At 40.7% G+C, this 14,412-nt stretch carries 14 protein-coding genes; 6 read left to right on the top strand and 8 right to left on the bottom strand.

Annotated features, from left to right (window positions below; all coding sequences use genetic code 11):
• Nucleotides 1-11 precede the first annotated feature (11 nt).
• Both mbcS and ACLGGR_RS15770 read left to right on the top strand, forming a co-directional pair.
• Entirely contained in the window at nucleotides 12-1,592 is a 1,581-nt protein-coding gene (mbcS, locus tag ACLGGR_RS15775; protein ID WP_410973428.1) for an acyl-CoA synthetase MbcS, read from the top strand.
• 132 nt (nucleotides 1,593-1,724) lie between these two features.
• Nucleotides 1,725-2,339, top strand: a complete 615-nt coding sequence (locus ACLGGR_RS15770) for a LysE/ArgO family amino acid transporter (protein ID WP_410973427.1) — start codon at nucleotides 1,725-1,727, stop codon at nucleotides 2,337-2,339.
• A 121-nt stretch (nucleotides 2,340-2,460) separates the two neighbouring features.
• On the opposite strand, the gene ACLGGR_RS15765 is transcribed toward ACLGGR_RS15770, so the two are convergent.
• Nucleotides 2,461-2,892 carry a MarR family winged helix-turn-helix transcriptional regulator gene (locus tag ACLGGR_RS15765; RefSeq protein WP_410973426.1) on the bottom strand — a complete coding sequence of 144 codons (432 nt, stop codon included), beginning with the start codon at nucleotides 2,890-2,892 and terminating at the stop codon, nucleotides 2,461-2,463.
• A gap of 116 nt (nucleotides 2,893-3,008) precedes the next feature.
• On the opposite strand from ACLGGR_RS15765, the gene ACLGGR_RS15760 reads away from it, so the two are divergent.
• Together ACLGGR_RS15760 and ACLGGR_RS15755 are read left to right on the top strand one after the other, a co-directional pair.
• A complete protein-coding gene (locus ACLGGR_RS15760) occupies nucleotides 3,009-3,596 on the top strand; it encodes an NAD(P)H-dependent oxidoreductase (RefSeq protein ID WP_142945630.1) in 588 nt (195 codons plus the stop codon).
• A gap of 103 nt (nucleotides 3,597-3,699) precedes the next feature.
• Nucleotides 3,700-5,052 carry an amidohydrolase family protein gene (locus tag ACLGGR_RS15755; RefSeq protein ID WP_410973425.1) on the top strand — a complete coding sequence of 451 codons (1,353 nt, stop codon included), beginning with the start codon at nucleotides 3,700-3,702 and terminating at the stop codon, nucleotides 5,050-5,052.
• A 38-nt stretch (nucleotides 5,053-5,090) separates the two neighbouring features.
• Here ACLGGR_RS15755 and ACLGGR_RS15750 read toward each other — a convergent pair whose 3' ends face one another.
• Entirely contained in the window at nucleotides 5,091-7,028 is a 1,938-nt protein-coding gene (locus ACLGGR_RS15750) for an FtsX-like permease family protein (protein ID WP_410973424.1), read from the bottom strand.
• On the bottom strand, nucleotides 7,018-7,779 hold the full coding sequence (locus tag ACLGGR_RS15745; protein WP_251216374.1) for an ABC transporter ATP-binding protein: 762 nt from the start codon (nucleotides 7,777-7,779) through the stop codon (nucleotides 7,018-7,020). Before ACLGGR_RS15745 ends, ACLGGR_RS15750 begins: the two co-directional genes overlap by 11 nt.
• 328 nt (nucleotides 7,780-8,107) lie before the next feature.
• Between ACLGGR_RS15745 and ACLGGR_RS15740 the strand changes: the two genes are divergently transcribed.
• Both ACLGGR_RS15740 and ACLGGR_RS15735 read left to right on the top strand, forming a co-directional pair.
• Complete coding sequence (locus ACLGGR_RS15740) at nucleotides 8,108-8,452, top strand: PadR family transcriptional regulator (RefSeq protein WP_410973423.1); 345 nt, start codon at nucleotides 8,108-8,110, stop codon at nucleotides 8,450-8,452.
• A complete protein-coding gene (locus ACLGGR_RS15735) occupies nucleotides 8,443-9,696 on the top strand; it encodes an FtsW/RodA/SpoVE family cell cycle protein (protein WP_410973422.1) in 1,254 nt (417 codons plus the stop codon). Before ACLGGR_RS15740 ends, ACLGGR_RS15735 begins: the two co-directional genes overlap by 10 nt.
• Nucleotides 9,697-9,756: 60 nt before the next feature.
• On the opposite strand, the gene ACLGGR_RS15730 is transcribed toward ACLGGR_RS15735, so the two are convergent.
• The 5 genes from ACLGGR_RS15730 to ACLGGR_RS15710 form a co-directional block, all read right to left on the bottom strand.
• Nucleotides 9,757-10,761, bottom strand: a complete 1,005-nt coding sequence (locus ACLGGR_RS15730; RefSeq protein ID WP_251216375.1) for a sensor histidine kinase — start codon at nucleotides 10,759-10,761, stop codon at nucleotides 9,757-9,759.
• The gene (locus ACLGGR_RS15725; RefSeq protein WP_410973421.1) at nucleotides 10,761-11,450 is read right to left on the bottom strand and encodes a response regulator transcription factor; all 690 of its coding nucleotides are present in this window, start codon (nucleotides 11,448-11,450) and stop codon (nucleotides 10,761-10,763) included. Before ACLGGR_RS15725 ends, ACLGGR_RS15730 begins: the two co-directional genes overlap by 1 nt.
• Before the next feature lie 110 nt (nucleotides 11,451-11,560).
• Nucleotides 11,561-12,481 carry an iron-hydroxamate ABC transporter substrate-binding protein gene (locus ACLGGR_RS15720; protein WP_410973420.1) on the bottom strand — a complete coding sequence of 307 codons (921 nt, stop codon included), beginning with the start codon at nucleotides 12,479-12,481 and terminating at the stop codon, nucleotides 11,561-11,563.
• A 198-nt stretch (nucleotides 12,482-12,679) separates the two neighbouring features.
• Nucleotides 12,680-13,279, bottom strand: a complete 600-nt coding sequence (locus ACLGGR_RS15715) for a response regulator transcription factor (RefSeq protein WP_024424818.1) — start codon at nucleotides 13,277-13,279, stop codon at nucleotides 12,680-12,682.
• Nucleotides 13,276-14,412 carry a sensor histidine kinase gene (locus ACLGGR_RS15710; RefSeq protein WP_142945621.1) on the bottom strand — a complete coding sequence of 379 codons (1,137 nt, stop codon included), beginning with the start codon at nucleotides 14,410-14,412 and terminating at the stop codon, nucleotides 13,276-13,278. The genes ACLGGR_RS15715 and ACLGGR_RS15710 overlap by 4 nt, the downstream gene beginning before the upstream one ends.

Below are 14,412 nucleotides of genomic sequence, written 5' to 3'. Positions count from 1 at the left end.
GGAGCTGTACCATGAAAAGAGAAGACTTAATTGCACCAGAACAATATAACTTAGTCAGTGAGATTGAAGCGTTCAGTCATGACAAGGAGAAAATGGCCCTGCACTGGCAGGATGGCAATGGCCACGAAGCGCATGTGACATATGCAGCATTAGTGGAAGAGGCAAATAAAATTGGACATGTTTTATTAAATGCAGGCTTCAAAAAAGGCGATAAAATCATTGTGATGGTGCCGCGCATGCTCGAGGCATACAGCATTTATTTAGCGATTTTGAAAACAGGAATGGTCGTGATTCCTTGTTCAGAAATGCTGCGTGCGAAAGATATAGATTACCGAATTGAACATGCAGAAGCAAAGGGAGCGATCGTTTACTCTTCATTCATTCAATCGTTCGACGGAACCAAACAGCCAAACGATTTTAAAACATTTTCAATCGGTGAAAACGATCATGGCTGGACAAACATTCTAGCGCAAAAGGAAGAGCAATCAAACAAACTTGAATTGGCTGATACAAAGCGCACAGACATGGCATTTTTATCCTATACATCAGGTACAACAGGGAACCCAAAAGGGGTTGTTCATACACACGGATGGGCGTATGCACATTTACGCACAGCTGCAAAAGCATGGCTCTCCATTAATGAAAGAGATAAAGTATGGGCAACAGCAGGACCAGGCTGGCAAAAATGGGTGTGGAGCCCCCTCTTATCTGTGTTAGGAAGTGGAGCAGAAGGCTTTGTGTATGGAGGAAAATTCAATCCAAATACATACTTAGAGCTGCTTCAAAAAAATGAAATCAATGTCCTATGCTGTACACCGACAGAATATCGCTTTATGGCAAAAGTAGATGATTTGAGTCAGTACGAGCTGCCAAAGCTGCATAGTGCTGTTTCTGCGGGAGAGCCGCTGAACCGTGAAGTCATTGATACATTCAAAAAACATTTCGATATAGAAGTACGAGACGGCTATGGCCAAACTGAAAGCACATTGCTCGTAGGGGTGCTAAAAGGAATGGACATCAAGCCAGGCAGTATGGGGAAACCAACCCCTGGCAATGAAGTAGACATCATCGATGAGGACGGAAACGTCTGCGCACCTGGAGAAATTGGTGACATTGCGGTGCATCTTGAAACGCCGGCTTTATTTAAGGAATACTATAAAGACGAAGAGCGTACAAAGGCGCAGCGCCGCGGCAATTACTTTATTACGGGTGACCGCGCGAAAAAAGACGAAGATGGGTATTTCTGGTTTGAAAGCCGCAGAGATGACATTATTGTCAGCTCGGGCTATACAATTGGACCGTTTGAAGTAGAAGATGCACTGATCAAGCATCCAGCAGTGAAGGAATGTGCAGTTGTGGCGAGCCCAGATGAAATCAGAGGATCAATCGTCAAAGCATACGTCGTCCTTCGTGATGGAACTGTGCAAAGTGATGAATTGATCAAAGAGCTGCAAACACATGTGAAAAACACAACAGCACCGTACAAATACCCAAGAGAAATCGAATTCATTGACGAACTGCCAAAAACTCCGTCAGCGAAAATTCGCCGTGTAGAGCTGAGAGAAAGAGAGCTTGCACGAAAAAGTAAATAATGAATAAATGAGAAGCGTTTGGATGGAAGCATCCAGCGCTTTTTTTGTACGGAAAATGAAATTTGTTGAAAGCAGGCAGGGTGCTTTATGTTAAAATATGTAGGAATTTCTGAAAAAGGAGAATGCTAGTAGATGTCCATTGCGATCATTCATGGAATTGTACTTGCCTTTGGTCTCATTTTACCTTTGGGCGCACAAAATGTATTTGTATTTCAACAAGGAGCGCTGCAGCCTCGTTTATATCGAGCATTGCCTGTCGTCATCACGGCTGCTCTTTGTGACACACTTTTAATTGCTTTAGCTGTCATAGGTGTTTCTGTTGTGGTGTTTAACATTCCAGTGCTGCAAATCGGTCTTTATATCATTGGTTTCTGTTTTTTAGTTTATATGGGATGGTCTGTATGGAACACAAGCTCATCATCAGGGGATCAAGAGAAGCAGAAATTAATGCCTGCAAGAAAACAAATTTTATTTGCTTGTTCAGTTTCTCTTTTAAATCCCCACGCGATTCTCGATACGATTGGTGTCATTGGTACGAATTCGCTGCAATATAGCGGAGCAGAAAAGCTGGCGTTCACACTTGCTTGTATCATCGTGTCCTGGTTATGGTTTATTGGGCTCGCCCTTTTAGGGAAGATGTTAGGGAAGTTAGATACAAACGGCAAGTGGATGAACCGTATCAATAAAGCTTCAGCGGTCATGATCTGGCTGGTTGCGTTATATATTGCGAGTCAATTGATTGTGTAAAGGTACATAAAGAATCAAACAAAGAAGCGTTTGGACGTAATGATCCAGCGCTTTTTTTGTCAAGTTGGAAGTGCAGCAGCCCAATCCTGCATGAGCATAGCGCTCATGCTTTTTCATTGGGTCATTTTTTGAATATCGTTTGATTTAATAGACGGAGAGCTTGTACGATATCATCCATTTGTTCTATATCTGAGGGAGATAGGCTGTCTATTAGCATCTTTTCGATATGCTGGAAGGCTTCGTTCATACAGGCACGGCCTTTGTCAGAAAGTATAATGACATGCTTTCGTTTGTCATTACGGTCTTCTTCTCTATCAATGAATTGTTTTTCGTGCAGCTTTTTCAGTTCTCTGCTGACATTCGGAAGAGACATATGCTGGCAGTCTGCAATTTCACTAGGAGTAAGCGGTTCGCTGACCGCTAGCTGCTCTAAAATCAAATATTGTAAGGGTGTTAATTCTGGTGGTTTGACTTTGCTCATCAAGTCATGTTTTAACTCCGAAAAAGTAGAAGCAAATGCGACGAATTCCTTGAAGAAATATGGATGTTGCATGATGATCACCTCCTCCGTAACATACCAAATTTATTATCAAAAAACAATTATCATTTGACAACTAGTGGAGTGGGGTGTATTGTTTTATTATCAAATGATAACTAAAGGAGAAAAATATGAATGTACTTATTATCTATACTCACCCTCATCACAATAGTTTAAATGGTGCTTTTTTAAAAGAAATTGTTAGAGGCAGTGAAGAAAATCCAATCGTTCAAGAAGTGAAAATCATCGATTTATATCAAGAAAAATTTGATCCTGTGCTTGTTTTCAATGAAGAGAAAAAAAGACGTGATATGCATAAGGACCCTGATATTCAGGTGTATCAGGATAAGATCAAGTGGGCGGACAAAATCGTCTTCGTTTATCCCATTTGGTGGGGGCGGCCGCCAGCTATGCTCCTCGGCTTTATAGACCGCATGTTTGCTGCGAATTTCGCCTATCGCCAAACTGGCGGTCTGCTGCCAGAAGGATTATTAAAAGGGAAAAGCGCCGTTTGTGTATCGACAATGCAAGGACCAACCAACTACCCTTTGTTCTTTTTACAAAATGCGCACAAGATGTTAATGAAACGAGCTCTCTTACAATATGTCGGAATCAAACCCGTGAAGTTCTTTGAGTTTGGGATGATGGAAAGTCCAAAAGGGAAACATGACATCAAATTAAAACGCACATACAACTATTTCAGAAACATCACCTCTTAACATATTGAGATAAGTCACTTTTCTTCTAATTTGATCCTGTTCTGTTTTAAAATGACATTGAGGCGGGGTCACTCATCCTCGTCATTTGAAAAGGGGGATATGGATGAAGAAAACATTGTTTAAAGATGCAGCTCTCTTAACACTGGATCCATCTTTAGGTTTTCTTGAAAAGGGAGATTTGTTAATTGAAGGGAAATTCATTTTAGAAGTTGGGCCTTCAATTGAAGTAAGTGATGCTGACATCGTTGATGCATCTGATATGGTCATCATGCCAGGTCTTGTAGATACACATCGGCATGTGTGGCAGTCTGTTATCCGGGGCATAGGGACAGATTGGTCTTTGCAGACATATTTGAGCAAAATCTATTATGGCAACTATGGAGCGATGAGACGCCCATCCGACGATCGAATCGCCAATTATTTAGGGGCATTAGAGGCTTTAGATGCAGGTGTGACCACGTTTTTAGACTGGACGATGATCAATTCATTGGATCATACAGAAGAGCTTATTGGAGGATTAAAAGATGCGGGCATACGGGCTGTTTTTGCTTTTGGTTCCTCTGGAGATGCTGAATATTGGGATAGGGAGAGTACGCTCACCAATATGGAGGACGCAGCACGTGTGAAAAAAGCGCATTTTCAATCATCAGATCAGCTTTTAACAATGGGACTTGCGATTCGTGGTCCAGAGTTTTCTTCATGGGAGACATCGGTATTTGAAATTGAGACAGCCCGGTCTTTAGATGCTCTATGCAGTATGCACATCGGCTTTGGGAATTGGGGAGCAGAGGATCGATCGATTGAGCGGCTTCACAAAGCAGGGTTACTCGGGCCGGATTTGAACATGGTGCATATTAATGCGATTGATGCGGATCAAATGAAGATGCTGGCAGACAGCGGAAGCTCCATATCCATTACCCCTGAAATTGAAATGATGATGGGTCACGGTTATCCTGTCACAGGACTTGCGATTGAACAAGGTGTTCTTCCAACGCTCGGTGTAGATGTAGTGACAGCGACAGGAGGAGATTTGTTTGCTCAAATGAAATTCGGGCTTCAGGCAGAGCGCGCGATCCAAAATCAATCGTTGTTAATGGATGGGATCATGCCGGGTCCTGAACTTGGGCTGTCTGCTTATCAAATGCTTGAGGCTGCGACGATCAATGGTGCTCGTGCATTACAGCTCGATCATAAAATTGGCTCACTTATACCTGGGAAAGAAGCTGATTTCATTCTGATCGATCGGACAAGCATGAATCTTCTTCCGATGTCAGATCCAGCTGGAGCGGTTGTCCAAACGGCACATCCTTCAAATGTTGATTCTGTTTACGTTGCTGGAAAAGCAGTGAAACAAAACGGAAAGCTTGTCGGTGTGAACCTAGAAGAGGTCAAACGAAAAGCCTATGCAGCAAGAGACCATATTTTATCACACAAATTTGAATCGACACCTTCGTAAATAAAATAACCCCATAGGTGATGCCTATGGGGAATTGATTACAAGGATTCTTTAATGACCTTTTTATAATATTGGACAGACAGAAATCCGAAGACAGAATAGAGGGCAGTGTAAATCGACATGACGATGAGCATTGGAGTCCACAATTCACCGCCGAATAAAAACCAGCCTGATTGTACAGCAAAGTAGCTGTGCAGCAATCCGATGACGAGGGGAATCCCAAAGTTAAACAGCTGTTTAAGCCGGATGCCTTTTAATAGATCCTTCTCAGTAAAACCAAGCTTACGCAAGATCGTGTAGGAGCTTTGTTCCTCTTCACTTTCATTCATTTGTTTAAAGTATAAAATACAGCCTGATGTGACAAGGAAGCTGAGACCTAAAAACCCGACCACAAACATCATTAGTCCTATTGTTTGTTTTTGCTGCTGAGCTGAAGCTAATTGAGACATGCTGTTGTCACTTAGTTTTAAAGATGTAAACACGCTATTTGCTTGTTCAAGATGTTGATCATCTTTTATATTGACAGCGATATATTGGCTATTTTCAAGCTGCAGCTTAGGATCTTTCTGCTTGTCAAGCTGCTCAAAAACATCTTGACTCACGACGGCAACAGGCAGACCGCCAAAAGTGAATTTGTAAGAAACGAGATAATCTTTCTTCATATCCATGACTTTCAAATCAACAGGCTTCTTGATGAGAAGCTTCACATTGCCTGTGCTTTGAATCGGCATGAATTTCTTTAATAGATCACTGTAGCCGCTTAACATCACTTCGTTGTTCTCCACATGAATATTTGGTGCGTTTTTCTCACTGATCACAGGCAGTGTCAATACGCCTGGATCATTATTCATATTTTTCAACTCTGAATCCATGATTTTTTTCGCATCAAATTTTGCTTGAATCACTTTGAACTGCTTTTGATCATAAGCAATATGTTTGTCAGAAAGTGCACGAGTGAAGGTTGCTGCTTCTTTTTCTGAGCCCATGGCAAAATGAGCTGGAATTTGCTGCTCAGCGGTTTTTTCTGCTGAGTAATAGGAAATGTAGCTAAGAGCCAGCAAACCGATGGCAAGTGCAGATACGGTTGTAATAATCGTTAAAAGCAGTGCATTTGATTTTAGCCGGAACATAATGGATGACAAAGATAACACTTCATGAATGGCGAGATAGCCATTTTTTCTTTTACGTACGATATTGGCAATGAAAGAAACAGAGCCTTTGTAAAAAAGAAAAGTACCGATGATGACAGAGGCTAGAATATAAATCATGGCTAAAAGTAACTCAAACATGGACGTATATGAGCCGGTAAAAAGCTTAGAAGAAATATAATAGCCTGAGCTGATCAAGACAATACCGAAAACCCCAATGATGATTTCAAACACAGAGATCTTTTTCACACGCTGTTCTGTCGAAGATGTTGTTCTAAACAAAGATAAAATCGTCTGTTTATTAATAAAACGTCTATTTCTCAGCAAAATCAATCCATAGATAATGAAAAAGACAATGAGTGTTTGCAGAAGGGCCATGCCTGAAAAATGCAGATTGGCGATAGCGTTAACACCAGTCACTTTAAATAGCACCATCAGCATCAGCTTTGAACCGATAAAGCCGGCAATGATGCCGATCGCCATGGCTGTCACGTATAGGATAAAGTTTTCTGCATTGAGCAGTCTGGAAATTTTTTGTTTCGTCATGCCAATGAGCTGTAAGAGACCTATTTCTTTTCCTCTGCGCTTAATAAAAATGCTATTCGCATATAGCAGGAAAATACCGACGATGGCAATGAGCAGAACCGAAGCGGCTTTAATTGAAGCGCCGCCTTTAATGGAGCCTTTTACATCATCAAGTGCTGGTGAGTACTGCAAGGTGACAAAGGAAAAATAGAGCGCCACACTAAACACGAGAGCAAATACATATAAATAGTAATTCTTCAAATTTTTCTTCAGATTACGGAAGATGAGCTGATTAATGTTCATGCTTCACACCGCCTAAGACACCTTGCGTTTTCATAATATCCTCGAAAAACATTTTTCTTTCTAAAGCGCCTTTATTCAACTGTGTATAAATCTGTCCGTCCTTAATAAAAATGACGCGGTTTGAATAGCTGGCTGCGACAGGATCATGTGTCACCATCACAATGGTCGCTTTTCGTTTACGATTGAAATCTTGCAGCTTGTTCAGCAAGTCAGATGCAGATTTGGAATCAAGTGCCCCCGTAGGTTCATCAGCGAAAATAAGACTCGGTTCATGAATGAAGGCACGAACCGCTGATGTCCGCTGCTTTTGTCCGCCAGAGAGTTCATTCGGGTATTTGTCTTTTAGTTCATAAATTCCCATGTCTTCTGCGAGCTGTTGAAAACGTTCAAAAGCTTCTTTTTTTGGCGTTTTGGAGATGGATAAAGGCAAAAGGATGTTTTCTTTGACTGTGAGTGTATCAAGTAAGTTATAATCCTGAAAAACAAAGCCCAGCTGTTTTTTTCTAAATTCAGCAAGCTGCTGATCCTTCATTTGCGTCATCTCAGCATCTGCAATACGAATGGATCCGCTGGACACATGATCGATAGAGGACAATACGTTCAGAAGGGTTGTTTTCCCTGAGCCTGATGGCCCCATGATACTGACAAATTCCCCGGCTTCAATGGTCAAATCAATACCGCTCAGCACCTCTTGTTTGTTGAATTTATTTCCGTAGCTTTTATAGATTTTGCGAGCTTCTAAAATGTTCATTTGCTGAACCCCTTTTTCTTTTAATTGATATCTCTAGTATAAAAAGAAGCCTGCCAGACTTCCTTCGATTTGGCGAACAAAACAGACGAGCATGTGACATTGTTGTCACATGCTTGTTTTTTAAACAAATTTTATGTAAACCCGTTTCTTATGCAGGGTGAGTTTTATTTACCCATTTATTTTATCTGTTTTTCACTCTTATGTATAAATCTTCTATGATTTTTCATGTCATGGTGGCGTTTTGAAGCTTTACAGGATTATTTTATTCATGTATGATATGCATATTAAATATATGCATAGTAAATCTATGTATTGGAGGTAACTAAGAATGAGAGTAAGTAAAGAGCTTCTAAAGGGAAGTACAGCTACCCTTATTTTAAGCTTATTAAATGAAAGACCGATGTATGGATATGAAATGATTAAAGAATTGGAGGCGAAATCGGAAGGGGTTTTCAGCTTTAAAGAAGGAACAATCTATCCTATTTTGCACAATTTAGAGGGGAAAGAATTTATTATTTCTTACTGGGGCGAAGGGAATGGCAACCGGAAAAGAAAGTATTACAAAATCAATGAACAAGGGAAAGCATTGATACAGGAAAAGAAAGAAGAATGGAACGTTTTCAAACATGCAGTCGATGGCGTATTGAACGGAGAGAAAATCGCATGGGATTAGATAAAAAGTTTGAGAAGTATGTCAAAAATGTATGTAAAAAAATCAAAAATAAAGATGTTCATTCGAGTGTAAAGCTTGAGCTGCTGGATCATCTATACACGCTAAAAGAGGAAGCAATGAATGCTGGGGTGTCTGAAGAAGAGGCGGTAGATCATGCGTTGAACCAAATTGGTGATGCGGAAATTCTCGGAATGCAGCTTCATGAAACACATAAGTCCCAAATTGATTTTAAAATGATTCTTTTAGTGTTAGCCACTTGTTTTTGCGGGCTGTTTGTGATGTACTTTTTGCAGTTTCATTCAGATTTTACAAATCTTCAAAACATGAACATTTTTTATAAAAGCCTTGCCTTTTATTTAGTGGGTCTAGTGCTTATGTTTGGTTTGTTTTCATTCGATTATCGGCGCTTATTGAAATACTCTTGGCATTTATACATTGGGACACTCGGAACGCTGATTTTTTCGATGATGTTCGGGTCAAGAGTGAACGGTATTCTTTTTTTAAGAATAAGTGATGTATCTATAAATTTGACTGAGATTATGCCTTTTTTTCTAGCTATTTCTTTAGCAGGTATCTTCCACAATTGGAGTTGGGAAAATGGGTTCAAAGCTTGGATTGGGTTAGGGATTATGGCTTTACCGATTATTTTAATCAGTACGATTGGTTTTCTTCCTGCGACTGTTATCTGTCTGGTCATGTGCTTAACCGTGATGTATGTATCTAGTGCAAGTTTATGGCAAATCATTATGCTGACAGCAGCAGGCATTTTATATCTGATGTTTGAATTATTTTCTCTTTTTCAAGCAGATGGGCACCCTTTCTTTTATAGAATTCATGAATTCAGCTCAAAGGGGCTTCAGATCACCCCTTATGCCATGTCAGAAGTTCACACGGATTGGATGTTTACATATATCATTTATTCATTTGGCTGGTTGGCAGGGCTCATTGCGCTCATGTTGTTTGTCATCTTTATTTACAGAGTATTTCATACAGCAAAACGAGTGAAAATGGCTTATGGCAAAATGGTCATGACAGGTTTAGCCGCTGTTTTTGCAGCAAAATGTCTTTTAAGCATTTTCACAAACTTTGGCTTGCTGCCATTACCTGGAGTGTCTATGCCTTTCATGAGTTATGGAGGTTCACATATTCTTCTAGAAATGATGGCTGTTGGGCTGATCTTAAGTATTTATAGACGGAGACAGATGGGAGATGTTTTTCGCGAAGAAGCGGGGAGTATTTCCTAAGTAAGCCACCTCAATCTCTTCGCGCAAGTTTTGACGTCGCGAAGAGATTGCGATTGCTTTTTACATGCTCGCAATATGAACAAAATCATTCTTTTTCGGAAAGATGAAGGTGAAGGTTGTACCTTCATCTATCGTGGAGTTGACCTCGATCGTGATATGAAGAGCGTCTGCTCCTTTTTTCGTTAAATAGAGCCCCATTCCTGTTGAGGCGGTGTCATTGTGATGTCTTGTTGAGGTAAAGCCCTTTTCAAAAATACGAGAGATGTCTCTTGGATCAATTCCTCTGCCTTGATCTGTGATTGTCAGCATGACTTGGTCATTGATTTGCTTGCTTTCAATGGCAATATCAGACGAATGACTGTATTTGACTGCATTTGTGAGCACCTGTCTGATCATAAAGGATAACCATTTTGCATCACTTAATACGGTACGTTCCTCCAGCGCCAGCTCAAAGCCGATTCCTTTTTGCATGCACCATGATTGGAGCGCTTTGATTTCCTTTGCAATGATGCTTTGCAGGTTCAGCTTTTCAATGAATAAATCATTTTCGATATGACGCACTCTGCTTTGGTGTAGCTGAGCATCAAGTAATAAATGTATTCTGAGCCACTCGTACGTCATATTTGATTTCAGCGGCTGATCTGTTAAGCGGTCAATCATTAAGCGCATCGCTGTAAGCGGTGTTTTGACCTCATGTATCCATGAGAGCAATTCATCTTTTTCTTCTTCAAGGGCGATTTTCTGCTCTGCTGCCATCCGCCGGTAGCGTGCAATTTGCTCTGACGTCGCATCATGGATGAGGTGCTCAAATGGGGAAGAGGGGGTTAGCCGCATTTGATGTTCAATATCATCATCCCATTCTTTCAGCCTCTCATAATAAGCCGTTTCTTTTCGGTACCGGAAAAAGAGAAAGACGATCAGGAGAAACGTAGACAATAACACAATATAAAAAAGAGAAGCGATTGGAATGGTCGTATCCAAATAAGCAACAAACAGAATGAGGAGCTGCAAACTAAGAAAGAAAAGAATCCAGCTTCTTCGTTCTTTTAAAAATGCTTGCAGCATCATTGATCATCCTTTTCCTTTGCAAGATAGCCTTGACCCACTTTTGTTTCAATGAAGGAGCCAAGGGAGATCTCGTCTAGTTTTTTTCTGAGGCGGTTGACGTTTACTGTCAGTGTATTGTCACTGACAAACCGTTCATCCTCCCACAATGCTTGAATGAGTGATTCCCGGCTGACGATATGATTTTTATGCTGAATCAATTCCTTGAGAATAAATAACTCATTTTTCGTTAATTCAACCTCACCGTGATCATTTGTTACGGTGTTTTTTTCTAGGTCAATGGCAGCACCGCACCACACCTTTAGGCTGGCCGGTTCTGCATTATAATCATGCACGCGGCGAAGAACAGCACTAATTTTTGCAATGAGCACGTCAAAGTGGAAGGGCTTTTGCACAAAATCATCGGCACCGAGCTGCATCGACATGACCATATCAGCAGGGTGGTCTCTTGAGGAGAGGAAGATGATTGGAACATTTGAATGATGCCGAATCATCCGGCACCAATGAAAGCCATCGTATTTTGGCAGCTGTATATCAATTATGACGAGATCAGGCTGGACAGACGTGAATTCCTGCAAAACCTGATGGAAATCTTGAATCCCATAGACGTCATAGGACCAGTTGACTAGACGTTCTTTGATTTCTTGGAAGAGGGTTGTATCATCTTCAATCAGTAGAATCTTAAACAAAATCAGCACCACACTTTTTGTATTCGCTTGTATGTCATTGTAGCGGAAAAAAAGCGTTGCCGCTAGAAGTAGACAAGAAAAAAGCAAGGGAAGAGATCCCTTGCTTCTGCTTATTTACCTAAAAAGTGCTTTTTGAAGAATGATAGTTGGAATTCAAGTGTGATTGGGTCATTAAAATAGAATTCTTGTGCATTGGCCTCATACACACGATGTTTTTTGACAGCCGGGATGGACTTGTAAATTTCACTGTTTTGATAGGAGTTGTCCATTTCGCTATTTTTACTAATGATCATGTAATCTCCAGCAAATTCAGGAATGACCTCCTGTGAAACTGCATAGTAGCCAGCTTTTAATGCTTTTTCTTTTACTTTCTCAGGCATTTTTAGTTTCATTTCTTGGTAGAGAATTTCTGTTCCGCGGCCCCATGCATCTCCAAAGACGTAAAGCTCTTTTGTGCCGCTTTCAAAGACAGAAACTGTTGCATCTTTACCGATTTTTGCTTTGATTTCTTTTCCAGCTTCAGCTGCGCGTTTTTTGAAATCTTTTACCCAAGCTGTTGCTTCTTTTTCTTTGTTTAATACTTTACCGATTTCAATATGCTGCTGAAGGAAATCGACTTTGTTATACGTAAATAAAACGGTTGGGGCGATTTTTTTGAGTTTTTCTACATTTTTAGCACCGTTTAAGCCAATAATGACGTCAGGCTTTAACTTCATGATTTGCTCTACATTGGCATCCGATATTTCTTCCGCATCTTTCAATTCCTTTTGGAAACGCGGATTCTTTTTTGACCAAGAGTCAGCGCCGACGACATTCACACCAAGTGACAATACATTACCTGCGAAAGAACCAAGAACAACAACACGCTTTGGATGTGCTGGCAGCTTTACAGGCCCATTTTCAGATTGATATGTAATTTTGTCTGATGATGTTGATTGATTTCCTTTATTTGAGGAAGAGCTGCTGCTATTGCCACATGCGCTCAATGCAAGTACAAAGATGAGCATCAGAGGGAACAATATTTTCTTCATGAATGTAGACTCCTTTTAAATCGGCACATAAGCCGGATATTGGGTGTATTAGTGATAATGATAATTATTATCACTCGGATATCATATCATAAGACTGTAGGCTGTTGTCAATGACATTTTGATAGCTGGTGATAAAAAATAAAGGGGGGATTTTCGATAAAAAAAAGATCAAGGCAGCATGTGTCCTGATCTTTTTTCTTATTTAAACCAGCCTTTTTCTTTTGATCGTGTAATGGCTTCGATGCGGTTTTTCACTTCTAGCTTATCTAAAATAATGGAAATGTAGTTCCGGACAGTGCCGCTTTTAATGCTGAGTTCTTTTGCAATTTCTTTTGTGTTTTTACCGTCTGCGACGAGTTCAAGAACCGATTTCTCTCGCTCCGTTAAAGGGTTTTCGTCACTATATAAGTCTTCCATTAATTCAGGTGCGTACACCTTTTTCCCTTTCATCACACTGCGAATGGCACTTGCCAGCTCCTCGCTTGGGCTGTCTTTCAGCATGTAGCCGCTGACGCCAGCTTTTAGCGCCCTTTGGAAATAACCGGAGCGGGCAAAGGTCGTTAAAATGATGATTTTCACATCTGATCCTTTAAGCTCTTCTGCTGCATCAAGTCCGGATTTTCCCGGCATTTCAATATCCATTAAGCAAATATCGACAGGGTGTGTTTTGGCAAAATCGATGGCATCTTGGCCGTTCGTACCTTTCCCAACAACCGTCATATCGTCTTCTAAATCGAGAAGTGAACCGAGTGCACCAAGCAGCATTTGCTGATCTTCTGCGATAAAGATGTTGATCATTTCATCCCCTCCTTTTCTTTTGCTGCTGAATCATTTGGAATGCTCATAATGAGCTTTGTCCCGTCTTTTGTTTCAATACGCAGGCGGCCATTTGCAAATTCCAATCTTTCTCTTATGCCTAAAAGGCCGTGACCCTTCATTTGAGAGGGCGGATTGTCGCCTTTAAATGTTCCGTCATCTTCAACGGTGATGATGGCTTCCTTTGATTTTTGGTGAATGGTGATTTTACAAACAGTCGCATCACTATGTTTGACGACATTTGTCACCGCCTCTTTGATGCACATGCTCACAATGTTTTCGTTCAGAAGTGAGATGTGTTTCGGTGCTTCCTTTTCATCATAGATCAACTCAATTCCGGCTGCATCGAGAATTTGTTCGATGTTCGACATTTCCTCTTTGATTCGGATGCCCTTCATGGAGGAAACAATCTTCCGCACTTCATTGAGAGACGTTCTGGCGGTCAGCTGGACGCTTTTGAGTTCGGCACGGGCCTGTTCAGGGTCTTTATACACGAGTTTACGGGCAAGATCACTTTTTAAACCGATCAAAGAAAGCTTTTGTCCAAGGGTGTCATGCAGGTCGCGTGCAATGCGCTGCCTTTCTTCAAGCTTCACAAGATCAGCAATCCGTTCATTAGCATATTCTAATTTCTCCTCAAGCCGTTCACGTTCCTTCCTGCTCCGAATGCTGAGAGGAAGAAGAATGGCACTAATCAGGGTGATCACGACAAGAGGAATTTGTGTGAGAAACCAACCCTTTTTTAAGATCAAACTAAAGTTCACTGCAATAGCAGCGCTTCCTATATGGATATAGTACAAGATATAAAAGGGGACTTTTCTTTTAATATGTCCGTTAAAATAGGCGATGCAAAAAGCGAAATAAATATAGCTGTAGAGCATCACATAACCAGTTGAAATACCGATCAATAAAAGGCCGAAGACATATAAAGACCAGCCTTTTGCGACAAAGGCAAAACGATACACAGCGAAAAAGACAACGTTCAAAATAATGCCGATCACAATACCTAAAGTCGAAGGTGTCTTAAAGATAAAATAGAAGGGCAGGATGAAAAAAATGGCCCATATATAGGGGGAAATCCCATGCAACTTTTGAATTTTAAACTGTTTTTTCAT

The sequence above is a fragment of the Bacillus sp. BD48 genome (genome assembly GCF_046566805.1).
In the GTDB taxonomy this organism is placed as follows: domain Bacteria; phylum Bacillota; class Bacilli; order Bacillales; family Bacillaceae; genus Bacillus; species Bacillus safensis.
The sequence above is the reverse complement of the archived record's forward strand: the minus strand, read 5'-3'. Positions and strand labels throughout refer to the sequence as shown.

Excerpts from the sequence above, each read along its gene's own strand:
- mbcS (WP_410973428.1), top strand. The coding sequence starts at position 12 with ATGAAAAGAGAAGACTTAATTGCACCAGAACAATATAACTTAGTCAGT.
- ACLGGR_RS15770 (WP_410973427.1), top strand. The coding sequence starts at position 1,725 with ATGTCCATTGCGATCATTCATGGAATTGTACTTGCCTTTGGTCTCATT.
- ACLGGR_RS15765 (WP_410973426.1), bottom strand. The coding sequence starts at position 2,892 with ATGCAACATCCATATTTCTTCAAGGAATTCGTCGCATTTGCTTCTACT.
- ACLGGR_RS15760 (WP_142945630.1), top strand. The coding sequence starts at position 3,009 with ATGAATGTACTTATTATCTATACTCACCCTCATCACAATAGTTTAAAT.
- ACLGGR_RS15755 (WP_410973425.1), top strand. The coding sequence starts at position 3,700 with ATGAAGAAAACATTGTTTAAAGATGCAGCTCTCTTAACACTGGATCCA.
- ACLGGR_RS15750 (WP_410973424.1), bottom strand. The coding sequence starts at position 7,028 with ATGAACATTAATCAGCTCATCTTCCGTAATCTGAAGAAAAATTTGAAG.
- ACLGGR_RS15745 (WP_251216374.1), bottom strand. The coding sequence starts at position 7,779 with ATGAACATTTTAGAAGCTCGCAAAATCTATAAAAGCTACGGAAATAAA.
- ACLGGR_RS15740 (WP_410973423.1), top strand. The coding sequence starts at position 8,108 with ATGAGAGTAAGTAAAGAGCTTCTAAAGGGAAGTACAGCTACCCTTATT.
- ACLGGR_RS15735 (WP_410973422.1), top strand. The coding sequence starts at position 8,443 with ATGGGATTAGATAAAAAGTTTGAGAAGTATGTCAAAAATGTATGTAAA.
- ACLGGR_RS15730 (WP_251216375.1), bottom strand. The coding sequence starts at position 10,761 with ATGCTGCAAGCATTTTTAAAAGAACGAAGAAGCTGGATTCTTTTCTTT.
- ACLGGR_RS15720 (WP_410973420.1), bottom strand. The coding sequence starts at position 12,481 with ATGAAGAAAATATTGTTCCCTCTGATGCTCATCTTTGTACTTGCATTG.
- ACLGGR_RS15715 (WP_024424818.1), bottom strand. The coding sequence starts at position 13,279 with ATGATCAACATCTTTATCGCAGAAGATCAGCAAATGCTGCTTGGTGCA.
- ACLGGR_RS15710 (WP_142945621.1), bottom strand. The coding sequence starts at position 14,412 with ATGAAAAAACAGTTTAAAATTCAAAAGTTGCATGGGATTTCCCCCTAT.